The 20,414-nt window shown below is 72.9% G+C and carries 17 protein-coding genes; 8 read left to right on the top strand and 9 right to left on the bottom strand.

The genetic code is table 11. The annotated features are described in order from the left end of the window. Window positions 1–8 precede the first annotated feature (8 nt). Complete coding sequence (locus tag P3X83_RS30975) at window positions 9–746, top strand: ABC transporter permease (protein WP_277308832.1); 738 nt, start codon at window positions 9–11, stop codon at window positions 744–746. A gap of 77 nt (window positions 747–823) precedes the next feature. Here P3X83_RS30975 and P3X83_RS30970 read toward each other — a convergent pair whose 3' ends face one another. The 3 genes from P3X83_RS30970 to P3X83_RS30960 all read right to left on the bottom strand — a co-directional run bounded on the left by P3X83_RS30970 (window position 824) and on the right by P3X83_RS30960 (window position 4,886). Further along, window positions 824–2,191, bottom strand: a complete 1,368-nt coding sequence (locus P3X83_RS30970) for a trypsin-like peptidase domain-containing protein (RefSeq protein ID WP_277308831.1) — start codon at window positions 2,189–2,191, stop codon at window positions 824–826. Between the two features lie 139 nt (window positions 2,192–2,330). Next, window positions 2,331–3,857 (bottom strand): AMP-binding protein, encoded by a 1,527-nt coding sequence (locus P3X83_RS30965; RefSeq protein WP_277308830.1) that lies wholly within the window; start codon window positions 3,855–3,857, stop codon window positions 2,331–2,333. Between the two features lie 36 nt (window positions 3,858–3,893). Next, window positions 3,894–4,886 carry a YbaK/EbsC family protein gene (locus tag P3X83_RS30960; protein ID WP_277308829.1) on the bottom strand — a complete coding sequence of 331 codons (993 nt, stop codon included), beginning with the start codon at window positions 4,884–4,886 and terminating at the stop codon, window positions 3,894–3,896. Between the two features lie 215 nt (window positions 4,887–5,101). On the opposite strand from P3X83_RS30960, the gene P3X83_RS30955 reads away from it, so the two are divergent. After that, on the top strand, window positions 5,102–7,840 hold the full coding sequence (locus P3X83_RS30955) for a LuxR family transcriptional regulator (RefSeq protein WP_277308828.1): 2,739 nt from the start codon (window positions 5,102–5,104) through the stop codon (window positions 7,838–7,840). 38 nt (window positions 7,841–7,878) lie between these two features. Here the strand turns inward: P3X83_RS30955 and P3X83_RS30950 are convergent, their stop codons facing one another. From P3X83_RS30950 to P3X83_RS30935, 4 genes are all read right to left on the bottom strand, one after another. After that, window positions 7,879–8,475 carry a hypothetical protein gene (locus P3X83_RS30950; RefSeq protein ID WP_277308827.1) on the bottom strand — a complete coding sequence of 199 codons (597 nt, stop codon included), beginning with the start codon at window positions 8,473–8,475 and terminating at the stop codon, window positions 7,879–7,881. Window positions 8,476–8,662: 187 nt separating this feature from the next. Then, window positions 8,663–9,793 carry a Fic family protein gene (locus tag P3X83_RS30945; RefSeq protein ID WP_277308826.1) on the bottom strand — a complete coding sequence of 377 codons (1,131 nt, stop codon included), beginning with the start codon at window positions 9,791–9,793 and terminating at the stop codon, window positions 8,663–8,665. 67 nt (window positions 9,794–9,860) lie between these two features. Beyond that, the gene (locus tag P3X83_RS30940; protein WP_277308825.1) at window positions 9,861–10,877 is read right to left on the bottom strand and encodes an alcohol dehydrogenase catalytic domain-containing protein; all 1,017 of its coding nucleotides are present in this window, start codon (window positions 10,875–10,877) and stop codon (window positions 9,861–9,863) included. Beyond that, complete coding sequence (locus P3X83_RS30935; RefSeq protein WP_277308824.1) at window positions 10,874–11,788, bottom strand: dihydrodipicolinate synthase family protein; 915 nt, start codon at window positions 11,786–11,788, stop codon at window positions 10,874–10,876. Before P3X83_RS30935 ends, P3X83_RS30940 begins: the two co-directional genes overlap by 4 nt. A gap of 123 nt (window positions 11,789–11,911) precedes the next feature. Here P3X83_RS30935 and P3X83_RS30930 point away from each other — a divergent pair, with 123 nt between their 5' ends. The 4 genes from P3X83_RS30930 (at window position 11,912) to P3X83_RS30915 (ending at window position 16,173) form a co-directional block, all read left to right on the top strand. After that, window positions 11,912–12,697, top strand: coding sequence for an IclR family transcriptional regulator (locus P3X83_RS30930; RefSeq protein WP_277308823.1), 786 nt, complete (start codon window positions 11,912–11,914; stop codon window positions 12,695–12,697). Between the two features lie 97 nt (window positions 12,698–12,794). After that, the gene (locus P3X83_RS30925; RefSeq protein ID WP_277308822.1) at window positions 12,795–13,982 is read left to right on the top strand and encodes a mandelate racemase/muconate lactonizing enzyme family protein; all 1,188 of its coding nucleotides are present in this window, start codon (window positions 12,795–12,797) and stop codon (window positions 13,980–13,982) included. After that, window positions 13,979–14,818, top strand: a complete 840-nt coding sequence (locus P3X83_RS30920) for an amidohydrolase family protein (protein WP_277308821.1) — start codon at window positions 13,979–13,981, stop codon at window positions 14,816–14,818. Before P3X83_RS30925 ends, P3X83_RS30920 begins: the two co-directional genes overlap by 4 nt. A 35-nt stretch (window positions 14,819–14,853) precedes the next feature. After that, window positions 14,854–16,173, top strand: a complete 1,320-nt coding sequence (locus tag P3X83_RS30915) for an MFS transporter (RefSeq protein ID WP_277308820.1) — start codon at window positions 14,854–14,856, stop codon at window positions 16,171–16,173. 61 nt (window positions 16,174–16,234) lie between these two features. Here P3X83_RS30915 and lon read toward each other — a convergent pair whose 3' ends face one another. Beyond that, window positions 16,235–18,607, bottom strand: coding sequence for an endopeptidase La (lon, locus tag P3X83_RS30910; RefSeq protein ID WP_277308819.1), 2,373 nt, complete (start codon window positions 18,605–18,607; stop codon window positions 16,235–16,237). A gap of 264 nt (window positions 18,608–18,871) precedes the next feature. Between lon and P3X83_RS30905 the strand changes: the two genes are divergently transcribed. Together P3X83_RS30905 and P3X83_RS30900 are read left to right on the top strand one after the other, a co-directional pair. Further along, entirely contained in the window at window positions 18,872–19,507 is a 636-nt protein-coding gene (locus P3X83_RS30905; protein ID WP_277308818.1) for a biliverdin-producing heme oxygenase, read from the top strand. A 48-nt stretch (window positions 19,508–19,555) separates the two neighbouring features. Then, a complete protein-coding gene (locus P3X83_RS30900; protein WP_277308817.1) occupies window positions 19,556–20,152 on the top strand; it encodes a TetR/AcrR family transcriptional regulator in 597 nt (198 codons plus the stop codon). 9 nt (window positions 20,153–20,161) lie between these two features. On the opposite strand, the gene P3X83_RS30895 is transcribed toward P3X83_RS30900, so the two are convergent. After that, on the bottom strand, window positions 20,162–20,414 hold a 253-nt coding region (locus P3X83_RS30895; RefSeq protein ID WP_277308816.1), incomplete at its 5' end, for a hypothetical protein.

The raw sequence follows: 20,414 nt of genomic DNA, 5'->3' as shown, positions 1-20,414 counted from the left end.
GAGACCTCATGGCGCTCACGCTGACGCACGCCCGCTACCAGTTGCTGGAGACCGTCCGCGTCCCGATCGCGATCATCGGGAGCACGTTCTTCCCCGCCGCGGCGATGCTCTTCTTCGTCGTTCCCTTCACCGGCGAGGACCCGATGATGGCCACCCTGGCCACGGCGTCGATGATGACGTTCGCGGTCATGTCCACGTCGCTGTTCACCTACGGCACCGGCGTCGCCGACGACCGGGCCCAGCCGTGGGACCCCTACCTGCGCACGCTGCCCGCCGGGGCCTTTCCCCGGCTGGGGGGGCGCGTGCTGGCCGGGCTCGCGATGATCGGCCTGTCCGTCGTGCCGGTGCTGCTGATCGCGGCCTTCCTCACCGACGCGACCATCACGCCGGGCAGGCTGCTGCTCGCCCTGGGCGCGCTCGCGCTGGGCTCCATCCCGTTCACGCTGATCGGGATGCTCATCGGCTACACCCTGCCGCCGAAGGGCGCGGTCGCGCTGACGCAGGTGGTGTTCTTCCCGATGGCGGTCGGGGGCGGGCTGTTCGGGCCGCCCAGGGGCGGGCCCGAGTTCATCGAGACGGTCGCGCCGTACCTGCCGAGCCGGGGCGCCGTCGAGCTGGTGTGGGCGGCGGCGGGCGGCCCGCCCGCGACGACCACCGCGATCGTGATGCTGGTGGTGTGGACCGCCGTGGCGGCGATCGGCGCCGTCTGGGCCTACCGCCGCGACGAGGGCGCGCGCTTCTCCTGACGCCGTCGTACCAACGCCGGACATACGAGCGCGCCGCCGGTCTCCCGGCGGCGCGCTCGCCCTGGTGGCCTCCCCGGCTACTCGGTCTTCTCGGCGAGCGTGACTCGCGCGGTCTGTGTCTGGCCGTCACGCTGGTAGGTGATGGTGACGGTCTGGTTCGGGCTGAACCCCCGGATCGCGCCGACCAGCGCGTCCGAGCCCTCGATGGCCCTGTCGTCGATCTTGGTGATCACGTCGCCCTGCCGCAGGCCCGCCTTGGCGGCCGGGGACCCCTCGGCGACCGAGCCGACCAGCGCGCCCGCCGCACCGGAGGTGGCGTCCTGGACGCTCACGCCGAGCTGGGCGTGCTTGACGGCACGGCCCGCGATCAGCTCGTCGGCGACCTTCTTGGCGGTGTTGATCGGGATGGCGAAGCCGACCCCGATGTTGCCGTCGCCGCCCGCCGTCAGGATCGCGGTGTTGATCCCGACGACCTGGCCCCTGGCGTTGACCAGGGCGCCGCCCGAGTTGCCGTGGTTGATCGCGGCGTCGGTCTGGATCGCGCCGCCGATGCTCGTGGGCGCGCTCGGCGACCGCTGCTGCTGCCGCTCCCGGCCCCAGCCGGGCGGGAACTCCTGCGGCGACTGCTGCTCGCCGTTCACGGTGACCGTGCGGTTCAGCGCGCTGACGATGCCCGCCGTGACCGATCCGGCCAGCCCGAGCGGGCTGCCGATGGCCAGCACCGAGTCGCCGACCTTGAGGGCGTCGCTGTTGCCCAGCGAGGCCGCGGTCAGCCCGGACACGCCCTCGGCCTGGAGCACCGCGAGGTCGGTGGTGAGGTCGGTGCCCTTCACCGTGGCCTTCGCGCTCTTGCCGTCGTTGAACTTGACCCGCAGGTCGCCCGAGGAGGCCAGCTCGGCCACGTGGTCGTTGGTGAGGATCAGGCCGTCGGCGCTGAGGATCACGCCGGAGCCGCCGCCCTGCCCGGCCTCGACCGAGACCACCGAGGGCTGGACGGCCGCCGCCACGCCCGCGATGGTGTTCGCGCCGGTGTCGGCCGCGGCGTCCAGCACGGGGCTGGTGGCGACGACCTGGCGCTCCCCGCCGACGGCGGTGGCCGCCAGCGCGCCGGTGATCCCGCCGCCGATGGCGACCGCGGCCAGCGCGAGCCCGGCGAGGGCCTTCTGTCTTCCGGTGAACCCGGTCCTGGTCTTGGCGGGCGGGGGCGGGCCGCCGCCGAGGAAGGCGGGCGAGGCGAAGGCCGCGGTCCGCGTGGCGTCCTGGCCTTGCGTCTCCCGCGCCCCCTCCTGCCCGGGCTCACGAGCCTCGGCCTGTGCCTGCCCCTGGGCGGGATCCTTTGCCACGGGCTTGCCGGGGAATTCCCCCGCCTTCGGGGGAACCGGCCCGAACTGGCTCCACCCGCCCGGACGCTCCTGTCCCTGCTCGCTGGGTTCGTTCGTGCTCATCAGGCTTCCCCCACTGTCATGGCGACCGCCCTCTGGGGTCGACCGTTACCCATCAACAGTGACAAACTCCATGTAAAACCGTCCTAAGCAGGGGAAAGACAAGATCCACCGGTGCTGACAGCCGCCTTATCCGGCGTGCTCACGGGTGGTACTCGTCGCGCAGAATTCGCTTGTGCAGTTTTCCCGTGGGGTGGCGCGGCAGGCTGTCGCGGAAGTCCACGGAGCGCGGGCACTTGTAGTGGGCCAGGCGCGCGCGGCAGTACTCGATCAGTTCGGCGGCCAGGGCCGGGCCGGCGTCCTCCGGCCTGGTGGGCACGACGACGGCCTTGACCTGCTCGCCCATCTCGTCGTCCGGCACGCCGAGCACCGCCACGTCGGCCACGGCCGGATGCGGAAGCAGGACGTTCTCGGCCTCCTGCGGATAGATGTTCACCCCGCCGGAGATGATCGTGTGGGCGCGGCGGTCGGTCAGGTAGAGGAAACCGTCGGCGTCTAGGTGGCCGATGTCGCCCAGGGTGGTCCAGCCGCGGCCGAGCGGGTCGCGCGTGGCCGCGGTGCCCTCCGGGTCGTCGTGGTACTCGAAGGCCGCCGACCCGGAGAAGTAGACGACGCCCCGCTCCCCCGCGGGCAGCTCCGCTCCGTCGTCGTCGCACACGTGGATCCGCCCGAGCAGGGACCTGCCGACCGTTCCCGGGTGGGCCGACCAGTCGGCGGGGCTCGCGTAGACGAAGCAGTTGCCCTCGGTGCCCGCGTAGTACTCGTGCAGGATCGGCCCCCACCATTCCATCATCCGCTCCTTGACCGGCACCGGGCACGGGGCGGCGGCGTGTACGGCGCAGCGCAGCGAGGCCGGCGAGTACCGCTCCCGGACCTCGGGCGGCAGCTTGAGCATCCGGGCGAACATCGCGGGCACCCACTGGGAGTGCGTCACCCCGTGGGCCTCGATCAGGGCCAGCGCGCGCTCGGCGTCGAACCGCTCCATCACCACGATGGTCGCGCCGAGCCGCAGGAAGTTCATGCAGTAGCGCAGCGGGGCCGCGTGGTAGAGGGGCGCGGGCGACAGGTAGATCGAGTCGGCGGAGGCGTCGAACAGGTGGCGGATCAGCTCGGTCAGCGCGCCCGGTTCGTCGAGCGGGGCCCCGCGCAGCGGCGGTTTCACCCCCTTGGGGCGTCCCGTGGTGCCGGAGGAGTAGAGCATGTCGGCGCCCTGGGTCTCGCCGGGCACGGGGGTGGCGGGCTGGGCGGCGACGGCGTCCTCGTAGGCCAGGAAGCCGGGGGCGGTGCCGTCCAGCATGAGCCGGAGCCGGACCCCGGTGGCGGCCCCGGCGACGGCCGTGGCGGGGCCGGCGAGCGCGGCCGATGAGATGAACGCCCGGGCCCCGCAGTTGCCCACGACGTAGGCCAGCTCACCGGCGTGCAGGTGCGTGCTGATCGGGGTGTAGTAGAGGCCCGAGCGGTGCGCGGCCCAGGCGACCGCCAGGAACAGCGGGTGGTTCTCCAGCATCAGCGCGATGTGGTCGCCGGGCCGCAGGCCGTGGGCCCGCAGCAGGTGGGCCAGGCGGTTGGACTGCTCGTCCAGCTCGCGGTAGGTGACGATCCGCCCGGACCCGGCCATGATCACCGCGGGTTCGTCCGGAGTGCGTGCCGCGACGGCTCCGGGGTGCATGGTCGAACGCTACGCGGCCCGTCGCTGACAGGGAAGTCACCGCACCGTTATGGGCCCGGTCGTGGCGCCGGTCACCCGGATCAGGTCGGCCGGGTCCAGCTCCAGTTCCAGGCCGTGCCGCCCGCTGGAGACGTACACCGAGGGGAGGCCGCCGACCGCCTCGTCCACCACGGACGGCAGGTACGGCAGCGCCAGCGGGCTCACCACCTCGCTCGCCGTGGCCCAGCCCAGCCTGCTCACCTCGGCGGGCGCGGCCAGCCGGATCGCCCGGCCGCCCGCCGCCCGCGCGAGCGCCGGGAGGTCGATGTCCAGGACGGCGGGCGCCACGGCCGCCACGGGCCTGCCGTCCACGTTCGCGATCACCGCCTTCAGCACGCGGGGCACCGGCACGCCCAGCTCCGCCGCCAACCGCCTGCGGGATTTCGCCCTGCCCGGATCATGCTTATGTTGATGGGCCGTAAATGGCACCCGGCATTTGCGGAGCAACTTCATGGCGGGCGTCTCACGAATGGGTGCGCCCCGGACCGCGAGCGGCCCGCGCCGTGCCCGAAATGCGGCATATCTGCGATTAACCAGATAAAGGTGATCGAGTAACGCCTCCGCCAGCACGATCGCGTCCTCGGCGTCCTCCCGCTCGACCGGCCTGCCGCTGATGTGGGCGGCCTCGTTGCCGACCTCCCGCAGCTCCTCGGCCCACGCGGCGAGCCGTCCCTCCACCAGCCCGCGCCCGCGCAGCACCCGCAGGGCCCGGTACAGCGGACGCTCGCCGATCCCGTGGTCGGCGCACACGCCCTCCAGCAGCCTGCGCACGTTGACCAGCGCCATCGCGTACGCGCCCACCCGAACGCACGCCTCGGCCTCGGCCAGCTCCCTGGCCAGCGCGGGCGGTACAGCCGGTACGGCCGGGCCGCGCGGGCGCTCCCCCGGCGGCCACAGCACCCGCGCCTCGCGCGGCGGCAGAGCGTCCGGATCGCCGTCCGGATCCGCGCCCGCGTCACCCGTCGCGTCACCGATCGCCAGGAACAACACCTGCCCGCACATCTGGCACACGGCCGTGGCGAACGGCTCCAGCTCCGGCGGCAGGAATGCGCGGTGCGGCCCATCGGGCTCACGCGCGAGAGAGCGATTCGCGCAGCCAGGGCAATCGATGATGAATTTCGCCGCCCAGCGCCTCACAAAGGGACAATAAGGGATCACCAAATTGCCCACAAGAGCGTAATATCCAAGCTTGGTGGGAGGGGCACATGAAGACCTGGCCGTTCGCGGGGCGTCGACAAGAACTGGAAACGCTGATCGGTTTCGCGCGCGACCGCGCGGCCGGCGGCGTGGTGATCGTGGGAGCGGCAGGGGTGGGCAAGTCCCGGCTGGCCGCCGAGGTGCTGAGACGATTCGCCGATGACCGCTTCACCGTCCTGCGCGTCCGCGCGACCAAGGCGACCAGCGGCATCCCCAACGGGGCGCTGGCCGACCTGCTGCCCAGGCAGGCCCCGGAGGGCAACACGCTGCGCTGGGCGGCCGAGGAGATCGTCGCCCACGCCGGAGGGCGGCGGCTGGTACTGGGCGTGGACGACGCGCACCTGCTCGACGGCCACTCGGCCGGGGTGATCCGCTCGCTGGTCGCCACCGGGCGCGCCAGGGTGGTCGCCACCCTGCGCAGCGGCGAGCCCGCCCCGGACGGCGTGACCGCGCTGTGGCGCGACCACCTGGCCCGGCGCGCCGACATCGGCCCGCTCGGCGACGACGACATCCGGCTGCTGCTGACCGCCGCCCTGGCGGGCCGCCCCGACGAGGCGACCGTGCTGCGCCTGTGCCGGGTGACCGAGGGGAACGCGCTGTTCCTGCACGAGATCGTGGACTCCGCCCTCGCCTCGGGAACGCTCCAGCTCGTCCGCGGCATGTGGCAGCTCACCCGTGACGCGGCGGACGGCGACCTCGCGGCCGGGGCGGCGCGTCACGCGCCGCTGGCGCCCCGGCTGGTGGAGCTGATCCGCGAGCGGATCGGCACGCTGTCGGCCCCGCTGGCCGCCGTACTGGAGTTCACCGCGTTCGCCGAGCCGATCGGCGCCCGCACGCTCAGCACCCTGGTCTCGGAGCAGGCGGTGCTGCTGGCGGAGGAGCGCGGGCTGATCCGCGTGGTGGTCGAGGGCAGCAGGGAGGTCGCCCGGCTGGGGCACCCGCTTTACGGCGAGGTGGCCCGCGAGCGCTGCCCGGGGCTGCGCCGCCGCCGGCGGCACGCCGATCTGGTGCGGGTCGTCGAGGCCGCCGGGTTACGCCGCAGGGAAGACCTTTTGCGCAGCACCGTCTGGCGGCTGGAGAGCGGGCTGGGCGCGGACCCCGAGCCGCTGATCGCGGCCTGCCGGCTGGCCTGGGGGGTGCACGACTATCCGCTGGCCGTACGGCTCGCGGAGGCTGCGCTCGCGGCGGGCGGGGGCATCGACGCGGCGATCCTGCTGGCCAACCTGCTGGACTACGCCCAGTTGCCGGACCGGGCGCGTGCCGTCCTCGACGCCACCCCCGAGCCCGCCGACGAGACCACCAGGGCGCAGCTCGCCCTGGCGCGGGCCAGCAACCTGGCCTGGGGCATGGACCGGCTGCCCGAGGCGATGGCCCTGCTGGAACGCACCGAGGGCACCGTCCGCGACCGGTCGTGGCGGGGCGAGCTGGCGGTGCGCCGCATCACCCTGGCGGCCTCGGCCGCCGACCCGCGCACGGCACTCGATTGGAGCGCTCCGCTCCTCGTAGACGCGACGGACGAAGACGCCGGGGCGCTGCCGCGCGGGCCGCTGCGGGCGCAGGCACTGAACGCGCACGCGCTGGCCCTTTGCTACGCCGGGCGCACGGCCGAGGCCCGCGAGCGCGTCGCCGAGGCGCTGGCCGACGCGTCGGCCTGGCGCGACACGATTCCGGCGCTGGTCTCGCCGCTGCACTCCACGTGGTCGCTGTGCGGCCTGTTCAGCGGGGACCTGACGGCGATGGGCGAGGCGACCGCGTCCATGGCGGGCGCGGTGTCCGGGCAGCGCGGCTGGTCGCGCGGGGAGGGCAGCCTGGCGCTGGCCAGGGGGCACGCCGCGATCCTGCGCGGCGACCTCGACACGGCACTCGCCGTGCTGCACGCCCCCGCGCACCACGAGACCGCCGTCACGGTCGGCGGCTGCATGGGCGCCTACGCCCTGGCCCAGGCCCTGTGCGGGGAGGGCAGGGCGGCGCAGGAGACCCTGGACGCCGCGCTGGCCCGCAACCGGGCCTCGTGGACCGGCTTCGGCCGGTGGGTGACCCTGACCAGGGTGTGGATCGCCGCCGCGCTGGGCGAGACCACCGGGGCCGCCGACCTCGCGCTGCGGGCCGCCGCCGAGTGCCGCGCCGCCGGGCTGCCCGGCTTCGAGTTCGTGGCGCTGCACGACGCGGTCCGTCTCGGCCGCGCCGCCGCGCCCGTCGTGGCGCGGCTGGCCGAGCTGGCGCGCGTCCACGACGGCGAGCGGGTACGGCTGGCCGCGCGGCACGCAGCCGCGCTGTCGGACGGCGACGGCGCCGGGCTGATGGCGGCGGCGAACGGCTTCGAGCGCCTGGGCCTGATGCTGCACGCGGCCGAGGCGGCGGCCCAGGCGACCGGCACGCTGCGCAGGGCGGGCGACGAGCGCGGCGCGCGCCGGGCCGCCGCCGAGGCGTGGTCGCTGGCCGCCGCGTGCCCCCGGGCCGGCACTCCGGCACTGCGCTTCCTGGCCGCCCCCGACCTGACCGACCGGGAGCTGGAGGTGGCCCAGCTCGGCGCGGCGGGACGCAGCCACCGAGAGGTGGCCGAGAGCCTGCACATCTCCCTGCGCACCGCGCAGAACCATCGCAACCAGGCCTATCAGAAGCTCGGTGTGAACAGCGCCGCCGAACTGGCCGGGATCTTCGCCCGGTTCAACGGCGGGCCGCTCGTCGCCGGAGGCGACGACGCCGAAGCCGCCGACCCCCGGATCGGGGATCGGCGGCCTCGTTAGCGACGCCGGTCGGCGGACTCAGATGGCCCCTGTGTCCGTCAGACCGCGCTGTAGATCTGGTTCCAGCCGCCGAACCTGCCCTTGGGCGAGTGGAAGTTGCCACGGCTCACCTGCACGAAGATCTGCTTGGCGTCCTTGCCCTCGAAGGTGTACTCCTTCGGGAACTTGTGGCAGTTACGGAACGACTCGAAGTAGGACGAGCCGTCGAACTTGACGACCTTGAAGGTCTCCCACCCACAGCGGTAACGCGAGGGTCCCCAGGTCTTGTGGTTGCTGAGCGTGCTGTCCACGGTGAAGTAGTAGTTGTGGACCCACTTGACGTGCTTGGTCCACCAGACCTTCTTCACGGGCTTGCACAGCTTCTTGCCGTGCTGCCACCAGCACTTCTTGACCCACTTGACGTGCTTCTTCTTGTAATAGACCTTGCTGCTCTTCTTCTCCACGCTGACCTCGCCCTTGGCCTTGGCCTTGTGGTCTGCGGAGAAGTACGGGCCCCACTGGGTCGTGGTGGGGGTGGCGCTGGCGGAGACCGGCGCCGAGGCGGGCGCCACGGCGGCTCCGGCGGCGGCGGGAGCGGCCACCGCGAACGCGGTCGCGGCGCCGACGCCCACGAGGATTCGAGTGACGAATCGCACCTTGGGTCCTCTCGGGATATGAGGGTGTGTCTGACTGCCCTCTACAGGTACGCCGGGGTCGTTGACAGACGCTTACATCCCGCTTAAATCGCCTGGCCAATGCACTGATCGGGAAGACCTTCTTTCCGAATTCGAAGTCTTAGGGGCCCAAATGGCGAATTCAATCGAGCCACATGAGTAACACGCGTCACTTCTGATAAGGATCTTTGATCGGTTCCGCGCGGTCGTCGAATTCGCTTCTCAGCGCGTTGATGCGGGGGCCGGGCCCGTAGTGGCGGGCCTTGGTCTCGCCGTACGGGGTGAGCCAGCCGCGCCTGGTCAGCTCGCGCAGGTCGCGGGCCGACTGCCCGGGGCTCAGCGACTCGTCCGCCTGGTAGGTGCCGCGCCGCACCCGCGTGGCGGCGAACACCTGATACAGCGCGGCGGCGCACCGGGCGGGCAGCCCCTCGGCGCGGACCGTCTCCTCAAGCATCGTCCAGACCCGCTCCGCCTCGGCGAGGCGGCGGCCGAGCCGCTGGGCCTGCATGTGCTGGCAGCGCAGCACGAACCGCACCCAGGGCAGGGTGGCCCCGTGCGGGCTCCAGCCCTGGCCCCGCACCCCCGCCAGGGCGTCGTGGTAGTCGTAGGCGGCGCGGCCCGCGCCCACCCATTCGTCGATCAGGCCGAACTCCGGGGGCACCAGCCCGTCGCGGCCGAGCACCAGGGCCTGCAGCGCCCGTGCCATGCGGCCGTTGCCCTCGCGCCAGGGCCGGATCGCCGCGAGGTTCAGATGGGCGACGGCCGCGCGGACGTGGGCCGGGGCGTCGAGGTCGCCGTCGTTCAGCCAGTCGGCCAGCTCACGGGCGAGGCCAGGCACCCGGTCGGCGCGCGGCGCCTCGTACACGACCGCGCCGGTGACCTGGTCGCGGACGGACGCGCCGCCGGAGCGGAACGTGCCGGGCGCGCGGTCGGGCCGGTGGCCGGTCATCATGAAGTTGAGCGCCGCGAGCAGCCCCACCTCGTAGCGGAACGCGCGGGTTCGGCAGAGCAGCCCGACGTAGGTCAGCGCCTGCCGGTGACCGGCGATCGCGCGGGCGGCCGGGGCGGACGCCTCCGGCGGCGGCTCGCCCGCCACGATCGACTCGACCTCGCCGGGCGGGGGCCGGTATCCGCCGAGGACGGCGGACCCGGCGATGGCCCGGGCGGTGAGGTGCCGGACGAACAGCGGCTCCCAGCGCCGCGGGCCGGCCGTACGGCGACGCAGGTCGCGCCGCATCGCGTCGATCCCGGCCAGCACCCGCAGGTCGGCGGGCGCGAGGTCGGGCGTGCCGTACAGCATGCGGCCATGACAGCACGCGCCCCGTCCCGTACGACAGCGACTTAATGATTCATCCGGCTAAGTGGCTTTACAGCAGCACGAGAACCTTGCCCGCCCCGCCGCGCCCGGCGGCCATGGCGGTGAACTCGGCCGGGGCCTCCGCCAGGCTCACCCTGCGCTCGACCAGCCCCGCGAGCAGCGACGGCGAATCGCCCGCCCACGCGGCGGCGTCGGCGAACTCGGCCGCCGAGTAGGAGAACGAGCCGACCAGCGAGCGCTCCTCGGTGCTCACCGCGTAGGCGGGCAGCTCGACCCGGGGCGCGGCCATGCCGACCAGCACCACCATGCCGCCGAGCCGGGTCGCGGCCAGCGCGCCCGCGATCGTGGCGGACGCGCCGACGGCGTCGAGCGCCACATCGGCCGGTCCGCCGAGGTGGCCCGCGACCTGGGCGTCCAGGGGCTCGTCCGGTGAGAGAGGCGTCGCGCCGAGCCGTTCGCACAGCGCCGCGCGGCCCGGGTCGGGCTCGCTGACCAGGACGCGCGCGGCCCCCGCCCGCCGCGCGGCCAGGACGGCGGACTGCCCGATGGGACCGCCGCCGATCACCAGCACCCCGTCGCCCTCCCGGACGCCGCCGCGCCCGGCCGCGTGGAACCCGACGGCCAGCGGCTCGACGAGCGCGCCCAGTTCCACGGGCAGGCCCTCGGGCAGCGGGACGACGTTCCCGGCGGGCACGATCACGTACTCGCCGAAGGCGGCGGACAGGGACGGGTCCACGCCGAGCACCCGCTTGTCCGGGCAGTGGTTCTCGCGCCCGGCGCGGCAGGCGGCGCACCGCCCGCAGGACAGCACCGGGTTGACCGTGGCCGGGTCGCCCTCGGACAGGCCGGTGACGCCCGGCCCGAGGGCGGCGACGCGGCCCCCCGTCTCGTGGCCCATGACCTGGCCGGGCACCCGGCGGCCGTTCGTGCCGGTGAACCCGTGCAGGTCGGAGCCGCAGATACCGGTCGCGGCGATGCGGAGCAGCGCCTCGCCCTCGCCGGGCCGGGGGTCGGGGCGCTCCTCCACGGCCATCGTGCCGAACTCCTTGAGGACCAGGACCCTCATCGCGCGCCTCCCGTGATCGCGGCCAGCCGGTCGAACAAGCGGTCCACGAGCACGCGGGTGTGCTCGTCGAGCCGGTATGAGACGGGCCCGCGCACGTGCGCGGCCCCGAGCACGCCCTGCCTGGTCAGCAGGTACTTCTCCTGGGCGACGTACCCGTCCAGGCCGGGGATGAGGGTGAGCAGCGGGGTCAGCGCGCCGTTGATCTCGTCCGCGCGGGCCAGGTCGCCCTTCTCCAGTGCCTGCCACAGGGCGACGATCGCCCACGTCACGTCGGGGCCGGGCATGGTGCCCGCCAGGCCGCGGGCGTGGGTGTCGAGCAGCGCGATGCCGCCACTGCCCTCGAAGGCGCGGGCGTGCCCGCCGGTAGCCTCCATCAGCTCGGTCAGCCTCGGCCCGAGCGGCGCGGCCTCCGGCTTGAACAGCACCTTGTCCGGGCCGAAGCGGTCCAGCAGGCGGGACTGCAGAGCGATGCTCATCGGCGTGCCCACGTAGGCGCTGGCGTCCTGGACGATGAGAGGGAGCCCGCAGACGTCGGCGATGGCGGCGAAGTAGCCGAACTGCTCCTCGTCGCCGATGGCGGCGGTGACCGGCGGGATCGCCATCAGCGCGTCGGCCCCGGCGCGCTCGGCGTGGCGGGCCAGCCGGACGGCGAGCACCGTACTCTCCGCGCCCACGCTGATCACCACGCAGCCGCGCCCGGCGTTGCCGGCGATCACGGCCTCGGCGACCTCCTGCCGCTCGTCGTGCGTCATCCGCAGGATCTCCGAGACCATGGCCAGCGTGACGCCGTCCGCGCCCTGCCGGTACTGCCAGTCGACCAGGGCGGCCAGCGCCGCGCCGTCGACCTCGCCGTCGGCGGTGAAGGGGGTCGCCAGCACCGGAAGGACGCCGCTGGGGGAACTGCGGGCCACTCTCATCTCCTTTGTTCGGCTGTGCCGAATCAAGTTCGCATTCGCCGAATATTGACGGCTGCCCATCTACCTGTCAAGGCCGCCCGCCTTGACCCCGGCCCCGGCCGCTGGCACTCTCGTTCGGTGCCTCCGAACGAGAGTCGTTACCGTGTCCAGAGCCTCGACCGCGCTGTGGACGTCCTCGAAGCCATCGAGTCCGCCGACCGCGGCCTCACCGTCACCGAGGTGGCCGCCGCCGTGGGCGCCTCCAAGAGCGCCGTCTTCGCCACCCTGCACACCCTCGCCGAGCGCGGGCTCGTGCTGTCCCAGGGACAGGGCTCGGGCCGGGTCTACCGGCTCGGGTTCGCGCTGGCCAGGCTGGGCCAGCACGCCCTGTCGCAGGTGTCGCTGCGCGACGCGGCGATGCCGGTGCTCACCGAGCTGACCGAGCGCACCCGGATGTCGTCGCGGGTGGCCTCCCTGGAGGCCGGCCTGGCCGTGATCGTCGGCCAGGTGAACGCCCCCGGCCTGCTCCGCTTCGACCTGCGGATGGGGCACCGGGAGCTGCCGCACTGCACGGGGGTGGGCAAGGCGCTGCTGGCCCAGCTCCCGCTGTCGCGCGCCAGGGAGGTGGCGATCGCCTCCGGGATGCCGCGCCGTACCGGCAGGACCATCGTGGACATCGAGGAACTGCTGCCCGAGCTGGAGCGGACCCGCCAGCGCGGGTATGCCCTGGACAGGGAGGAGGACGCCGAGGGCATCGTGTGCGTGGGAGCCCCGGTGTGGGACCACACCGGCGCCTGCGTCGGCGCGATCAGCGCCACCGGGCTGCTGCTCGACATGGGCGAGGAGGACCTGCACGGGATCGGGGAGATCGTCCACGCGCACGCCAACCGGCTGTCGCGGCACCTGCAGGGCCATCCAGGCTGATCGGAGCCCTCTTCCCCCTTGACGGGAGGGGAGGCTGGGCCTAACCATATGGCACAGCCGAAGGCTGTTCGTTATGGCCGAACGGAGTTTTCATTCGATGTTCGCAGTCAACACGACGCGACCGACCACCGGCGCTGGACGAATCAGCCGGGTGGAGACGCTGACGCTGGGCACCCCGTGGCGCGACTTCAGCTTCGTGCGCATCAGCACGGACGAGGGCCTCACCGGCGTCGGCGAGATCACCCACCCCTTCCGTCCCCGCGAGACGTGCCTGCTGGCCCGCAACATGGCCGAGCGCCACCTGCTCGGCGCCGATCCCTTCGACACCGAGGAGATCTGGCTGCGCATGTACCAGGGCGACTACATGCGCGGCGGCGACGTCGGCGGCATCGTGGTCAGCGGCGTGGACCAGGCGCTGCACGACATCCAGGGCAGATTCCTCGGCGTGCCGGTCTACCGGCTGATCGGCGGGGCCTGCCGCGACCGGGTCAGGGTCTACGCCAACGGCTGGTACGACGGCCCGCGCGACATCGAGACCTTCGCCGCCAAGGCGGTGAAGGCCGTCGGCGTGGGCTTCACCGCGCTGAAGTTCGACCCGTTCGGCCCGGGATTCCGCGAACTGGAACGTTCCGAACGCCGGTTGGCGATCGACCTGGTGGCCGCCGTCCGCGAGGCGGTGGGGCCGGACATCGACCTGTTCGTCGAGGGCCATGCCCGGTTCGCGCCGCACGAGGCCGGGCGGATCGTGCGCCTGCTCGAACCCTTCGACGTCGGCTGGTTCGAAGAGCCCCTGCCGTGGACCGACATCGAGGACTACCACCGGCTGCGCGGCCTGACGTCCGTGCCGATCGCGGGCGGCGAGCACTTCCACAACCGCATGGAGTACAAGCCGCTCTTCGACACCGGCGCGGTGGACATCGTCCAGCCCGACCTGTGCATGGCGGGCGGGTACACCGAGCTGCGCAAGATCGCCGCCCAGGCCGACACCCGATCGATGGTGCTGGCCCCGCACAACTCCAACTCCCCGTTCTGCACCACCGCGACCGCCCACCTGGCCGCCGCGACCACCAACTTCAAGATCCTGGAGACGTTCGACGCGCTGCTGCCGCCGTACGTCTTCCAGGCCCTCGACGGCTGCCTGCCGATCCGCGACGGCCACCTGCCGCTGCCCGAGCGGCCCGGCATCGGCGTGGACCTGGTGGACGAGGTGTTCGAGGAGCACCCGCCCACCTACGGGTTCTGGAACCTCTTCGAGGCGGGCTGGGAAAAGCGGGACCGTTCGTGATCGTCGACGTCCACTCCCACCTGTTCGGCTGCCCGGACCACTTCACGCCGGACTTCTCCGCCCAGGCGGGCCGCGCCCACGAGGGCGAGGTCGATCTGACCGTCCGGTGGGAGGAGTACGCCGCGACCGCGCCGGAGGACACCCGCACGATCGTCTTCGGCGGCAAGGCCCGGCTGTCCGGACTGTGGGTGGACGACGCCGACGTGGCCCGCTACGCCGCCGGCCACGCCGGCCGGGTCATCGGCTTCCTGTCCCTCGACCCCACCCAGCCCGGCTGGCAGGACGAACTGCGGTACGGCCACCGCGAACTCGGCCTGCGCGGCGTCAAGCTGATGCCGATGTACGCGGGCTTCGACCCCGGCGACCCCGCCTTCGACCCCCTGTGGCGCTACGCCTCCGAGCACGGCCTGCCCGTGCTCCTGCACACCGGCACGACGTTCGTCTCCCAGGCCCCGCTGGAGTACGCGCGGCCCGGCCTGGCCGACGCCGTCGCCCGCCGCTTCCCCGAACTGCGGATGATCCTCGCCCACCTCGGCCACCCCTACGAGGGCGAATGCCTGGCCGTCATCCGCAAGCACCCGAACGTCTACGCCGACGTCAGCGCCCTGCACTACCGGCCCTACCAGCTCTGGCACGCGCTGATGCTGGCCCAGGGCTACGGCGTCTGGCACAAGCTGCTCTTCGGCAGTGACTACCCCTTCACCACGGTGGCCGACTCCGTGGCCGGGCTGACCGCGCTCGCCTCGGTCGCCCCGCCGTCCGGCCTGCCCGGACTGAACCCCGACGAGATCCAACGGCTGATCCACCGCGACTCGCTCGCGCTGCTCGGCCTCTGACCCCCGGGTCGGACCGCTCTTTTGAGGACATCCGCATGACATCCCCCGACATAGCGGCACGGGTGTGCCGCAAGAACATCCGGAAGCTCGCGCCGTTCCTCGGCCTGCTCTACCTGATCGCCTACATCGACCGCAACAACGTCGGCTTCGCCAAGCTCGGCATGTCCGACGCCCTGGGCCTGAGCGCGTCCGTGTTCGGTTTCGCCGCGGGCGTGTTCTTCATCGGCTACTTCCTGTTCGAGGTGCCGAGCAACCTGGTCCTGGCCAAGGTCGGCGCGCGCAAGTGGATCGCGCGGATCATGATCACCTGGGGCCTGGTGACGGCCGCCACCGCGTTCGTGCAGGGGCCGGTGTCCTTCAGCATCGCCCGCTTCCTGCTCGGCGCGGCCGAGGCCGGGTTCTTCCCCGGGGTGCTGCTCTACCTGACCTTCTGGTTCCCCCAGCACTACCGCAGCACCGTGATCGCGGTGTTCGCGCTGTCGAACCCGCTGGCCAACGCGATCAGCGCGCCGGTGTCCGGCTGGCTGGTCGGTATCGAGGAGTTCCTCGGCCTGGCCGGCTGGCAGCTCGTGTTCGTGGTCGAGGCGATCCCGGCCGTGCTGCTGGCCTTCGTGGTCTTCTACTGGCTGCCGGACAAGCCCGCCGACGCCCGCTGGCTGAACGCCGAGGAGCGCGACTGGCTGGACACGACCCTCGCCGCGGAGGCCGCCGCCACCGAGCGGCGGCACGGGCGGCTGCGCTTCAGCGACACCCTGCGCCACCCCCGCCTGTGGGCGCTGATCGCCGTGTTCTTCGGGATCGTATTCGCCACCTACGGCCTGGGCCTGTGGCTGCCGACGATCGTGCAGGACCTTGGCGACTACTCCCCTGCCGTCACCGGCTGGCTGGTGGCGCTGCCCAACCTGGTCGCGGTGTGCGTCATGCTCCCGTGGGAACGGCGGGCGCGCAGGCGCGGCGACATGACGCGCCAGATCGGCGTCACGCTGCTGATCGGCTCGGGGGCGTTGCTGGTCGCCGTCCTCGGGGCCGGTACGCCGTGGGTGGCGATGGCCGCGCTGTGCGTCGGCATCTCGGCGATGTACGCGGCCACGCCGCTGTTCTGGTCCACGCCCTCGACGTTCCTGACGGGGGTGGCGATCGCCACGGGGCTGGCGTTCATCAACTCGGTGGGCAACCTGGCCGGGTTCGCCGGGCCGTACGCGATCGGGTGGCTGACCGACGCGACCGGCTCACCGTCCTGGGGGCTCGTGCTGATCAGCGTGCTCACCGCGGTGAGCGCGACGGTGGCCTTCGTCCTCGCCCGGCGGGAGACGCCCGCCCCCGCCCCGGCCGCGCAGGGGAACACGACGGCCTGAGACGCGGACGGCTCCCGCCCCGGTCGAGAGGGGCGGGAGCCGTCGCGGCCCGTGACCGCCGTCAGGCGGCGGCGGCCTCGGCCACGTGGGCCGGGCTCAGCGCGATGTCGAGCACCTCGCGCACGTCGCTCACCGCGTGCACGGTCAGCTCGGCGCGCACCTCCTCGGGCACGTCGTCGAGGTCGGGCTCGTTGCGCGCCGGGATCAGCACCGTCGAGATGCCGGCCCGGTGGGCGGCGAGCAGCTTCTGCTTGACCCCGCCGATCGGCAGCACCCGGCCGGTGAGGGAGACCTCGCCGGTCATCGCCACGTCGCCGCGCACCGGCCGCCCGGACAGCAGGGAGGCCAGCGCGGTGGTCATGGTGACCCCCGCCGACGGGCCGTCCTTGGGGATGGCCCCCGCCGGCACGTGGACGTGAACCGACCGGTCCTTCAGGGACCCGACCGGGAGTTCCAGCTCGGCCCCGCGCGACCGCAGGTAGGACAGCGCGATCTGCGCGGACTCCTTCATCACGTCGCCGAGCTGCCCGGTGAGCGTGACGCCGGTCGAACCGGTCTCCGGATCGGCCAGCGACGCCTCCACGTAGAGCACGTCGCCGCCCGCCCCGGTGACCGCCAGGCCGGTGGCCACGCCGGGGACCGAGGTGCGCTGGCGCGCCTCGGGCAGCGAGGACTCCGGCACGTGCCGGGGCCTGCCCAGGTAGTCGACCAGGCCGTCGGACCCCACGTGCACCGGCAGCCCGGCCTCGCCGAGCGCCAGCGACGCGGTGACCTTCCGCAGGACGCGGGCGATCGAGCGCTCCAGCGAGCGCACGCCCGCCTCCCTGGTGTACTCGGCGGCCAGCCTGCGCAGCGCCGCCTCGTCCAGGGTCACCTCGCCGGCCGCCAGACCGGCCTTCTCCAACTGGCGCGGCAGCAGGTGGTCGCGGGCGATGGCGACCTTCTCGTCCTCGGTGTAGCCGTCCAGCGTGACGATCTCCATGCGGTCCAGCAGCGGGCCGGGGATCGCCTCCAGGACGTTGGCCGTGGCCAGGAACAGCACGTCGGACAGGTCGAGCTCGACCTCCAGGTAGTGGTCGCGGAACGTGTGGTTCTGCGCCGGGTCGAGCACCTCCAGCAGCGCCGCCGTCGGGTCGCCCCGGTAGTCGGCGCCCAGCTTGTCGACCTCGTCGAGCAGGACGACCGGGTTCATGCTGCCCGCTTCGCGGATCGCGCGGACCACGCGGCCCGGCAGCGCGCCGACGTAGGTGCGCCGGTGACCGCGGATCTCGGCCTCGTCGCGGACGCCGCCGAGGGCTACGCGGACGAACTTCCTGCCCATCGCGCGGGCGACGGACTCGCCCAGCGAGGTCTTGCCGACCCCGGGCGGACCGGCCAGCGCCAGGACGGCGCCGCTGCGGCGTCCGCCGATCACGCCGAGCCCCTGGTCGTGGCGCCGCTTGCGCACCGCCAGGTACTCGATGATGCGGTCCTTGACGTCGGACAGCCCGGTGTGGTCGGCGTCGAGCACCTCGCGGGCCGCGCCGATGTCGTAGGAGTCCTCGGTGCGGACGTTCCACGGGATGTCCAGGACGGTGTCGAGCCAGGTGCGGATCCAGCCGGTCTCGGGCGACTGGTCGGAGGTCCGCTCCAGCTTGTCGACCTCCTTCAGGGCGGCCTCGCGCACCTTCTCCGGGAGGTCGGCGGCCTCGATCTTGGCCCGGTAGTCGTCCTCCTCGTCGGCGGGGTCGCCGTTCAGCTCGGCCAGTTCCTTGCGGACGGCGGCGAGCTGCTGGCGCAGCAGGAACTCCCGCTGCTGCTTGTCCATGCCCTCCTGGACGTCCTTGCGGATGGTCTCCGCGACGTCGAGCTCGGCCAGGTGCTCACGGGCCAGCTCCACCAGGCGCGCCAGGCGCTCGGCCGGGTCGGCCTGGCCGAGCAGCTCGACCTTCTGCTGCGTGCTCAGCCAGGGCGCGTAGCCAGAGCTGTCGGCGAGCACCGCCGGGTCGTCTATCTGGTTGATGGCGTCGACGACCTGCCAGCCGCCGCGCTTCTGCATGATCGTGGTGGCCAGCGCCTTGTACTCGGCGGCCAGCTCGTGCGCGCGCTCCCCCGCGGGAACGGCGTCCATCGTCGCGGCCTGCACCCACAGGGCCGCGCCGGGGCCCGTGGTGCCGGTGCCGACCCGGACCCTGTCGAGCCCGCGGACGACCGCGGCGGGCTCACCGCCGGGCAACCGGCCCACCTGCTCGATGAGCGCGACCACGCCCACGGGGCCGTACTTGCCGTCGACCCGGGGGACCAGCAGCACCTGAGGCTTGTTGGAGGAGGCTGCCCGCGCCGCGTCGATCGCGGCCCTCACCTCGGTGTCCGACAGGTCGAGGGGCACGACCATGCCGGGCAGCACGACCGCGTCGTCCAGTGGGAGGACCGGGAGGATCAAGCTCTCACTCATGCGATCTCCAAAAGTTGAGTTATACCGACTCAAGTATTGAGAGCCCGCTATTGTTCCCGAGCTTGAGCCTGTTCGCTCACAGCTATCGTAAGCATGTAAGCACGGCGGCGTGGCTGCCGCTGCTCGCGGTGGTGCTGGCCGCGTTCATGCTGCCCAGATTGCGGCGACTTTTTATGACATAGTGTCGTAACGGTATTGACGTCGCGTCGGTATCTTTGTGACACTCTGTCAGATACTTTCCGCGTGCAAAAGGAACCTCCCGCGATGCCGTTCTCCACTGACCTGCGCGAAGCCACCTGGGGCGACCACGAGGAGGCGGCGGGCGGCCGCTACCTGGCGGCCCTGATGGCGGGCCGCCTCCCCCGCGAGGCCTACGGCCAGATGGTCGCCCAGCACCACTTCGCCTACCGGGCGCTCGACGACGTCGCCAGGGCGCTCGCGGACGACCCGGTCGCCGGCGGCTTCGTCTTCCCCGAGCTGTACCGGCAGGAGGCCCTGGCCCGCGACCTGACCGTGGTCTTCGGCGCGGACTGGGCGCGGCGGATCGAGCCGACCCCGGCCACCCGCGAGCTGGTCGCCAGGATCGAGGACACCGCCGGCTGGCCGGGCGGTTACATCGCCCACCACTACACCCGCTACCTCGGCGACATGTCGGGCGGCCAGTTCATCGGGGCCGAGCTGCGCAAGGTCTACGGCTTCGGCCCCGACGGCGGCGTCGACTTCTACCGCTTCGAGGCGGTCCCGAGCCTGCCCAGGTTCAAGGCCGAATACCGCCGCCGCCTGGACGCGCTGTCCCTTGACGAGGCCGAGCGCAAGCGGATCATCCGCGAGACCCGGCTCGCCTACCGGCTCAACACCGACGTGCTGAACGGCCTGGACCACCTCGTGCCCGCCGCCTGAACGGCCGTTGCACCGGACCCGCGCGGCCGGTTGTGGGACCATGGAGGCATGCCCCGGATATCGGCCGCGACGATCGGTGAGCACCGCGCGCAGACCCGTGACCGCATCCTTGAGGCGGTCTCAAGGCTAAGCAGGGCGCAAGGCATCGACGAGATGTCCATGACCGAGGTGGCGGGCGAGGCCGGCATCACCCGCACCGCGCTCTACAACTACTTCCCCGACAAGGCCGCGCTGCTGCTCGCCTTCACCGAGCGCGTCACCGGCTACTTCATCGAGAGTTACGAGCGGGAGCTGCCGCCGGAGGCGAGCCCGGCGGAGAAGCTGCGGGCGTTCGTGCGCCTGCAGCTCGCCGGGCTGGTCGCCCATCCGCATCCCGGGCCAGCCGACCTGTCGGCTGCCCTCGGCCCCGACGCCTACCAGCGGCTGGCCGACCACGTCGCGCCGATGCAGGACATCCTGGTCGGCATCATCGAGGGCGGCACCGCCTCCGGTGACTTCCGCGCGGGGCCGGCGGGCGACACCGCCCGCATGATCCTCGCGGTGATCGGGGCCGAGCGGGTGCCGTTGCTGAGCGGCGAGGTCACCGTCGAGCAGGCCGAGGAGACGATCAGCGGCTTCGTGCTGCGCGCCCTCGGCTCGGCCTGAGGCCGGGCCTCACCGCGCCCGCGCCAATGGTCCGGGACGGCTCGCCAGGACGCGCCGTCCACCGCGCAGATCGCGATGGGCCGCCAACAGCAGCGGCACCGGCACGGCCAGCGCGACCAGCCAGCCCCGGTGGACCGCAGTCCAGGTCTCGTCGCCGGGCCACGGCCACGGCCACGCGTCGCCCGACAGGAACAACGACGCCACCGCGAGCGCGCCGACCGCCGCCGCGCCCGCCAGCGCGGCCGGGCGGCCGGGCGCGCGC

Origin of the sequence: Spongiactinospora sp. TRM90649, assembly GCF_029382225.1 — a bacterium.
In the GTDB taxonomy this organism is placed as follows: Bacteria; Actinomycetota; Actinomycetes; order Streptosporangiales; family Streptosporangiaceae; genus Spongiactinospora.
This window is presented reverse-complemented; position numbering and strand designations above follow the sequence as displayed.

Bases quoted from the DNA above. Each gene is read 5' to 3' on its own strand.
- P3X83_RS30940 (WP_277308825.1), bottom strand. From the start codon at position 10,877: ATGAGGGTCCTGGTCCTCAAGGAGTTCGGCACGATGGCCGTGGAGGAG.
- P3X83_RS30945 (WP_277308826.1), bottom strand. From the start codon at position 9,793: ATGCTGTACGGCACGCCCGACCTCGCGCCCGCCGACCTGCGGGTGCTG.
- P3X83_RS30905 (WP_277308818.1), top strand. From the start codon at position 18,872: ATGCCGTTCTCCACTGACCTGCGCGAAGCCACCTGGGGCGACCACGAG.
- P3X83_RS30900 (WP_277308817.1), top strand. From the start codon at position 19,556: ATGCCCCGGATATCGGCCGCGACGATCGGTGAGCACCGCGCGCAGACC.
- P3X83_RS30925 (WP_277308822.1), top strand. From the start codon at position 12,795: ATGTTCGCAGTCAACACGACGCGACCGACCACCGGCGCTGGACGAATC.
- P3X83_RS30975 (WP_277308832.1), top strand. From the start codon at position 9: ATGGCGCTCACGCTGACGCACGCCCGCTACCAGTTGCTGGAGACCGTC.
- P3X83_RS30965 (WP_277308830.1), bottom strand. From the start codon at position 3,857: ATGCACCCCGGAGCCGTCGCGGCACGCACTCCGGACGAACCCGCGGTG.
- P3X83_RS30915 (WP_277308820.1), top strand. From the start codon at position 14,854: ATGACATCCCCCGACATAGCGGCACGGGTGTGCCGCAAGAACATCCGG.
- P3X83_RS30955 (WP_277308828.1), top strand. From the start codon at position 5,102: ATGAAGACCTGGCCGTTCGCGGGGCGTCGACAAGAACTGGAAACGCTG.
- P3X83_RS30970 (WP_277308831.1), bottom strand. From the start codon at position 2,191: ATGAGCACGAACGAACCCAGCGAGCAGGGACAGGAGCGTCCGGGCGGG.
- lon (WP_277308819.1), bottom strand. From the start codon at position 18,607: ATGAGTGAGAGCTTGATCCTCCCGGTCCTCCCACTGGACGACGCGGTC.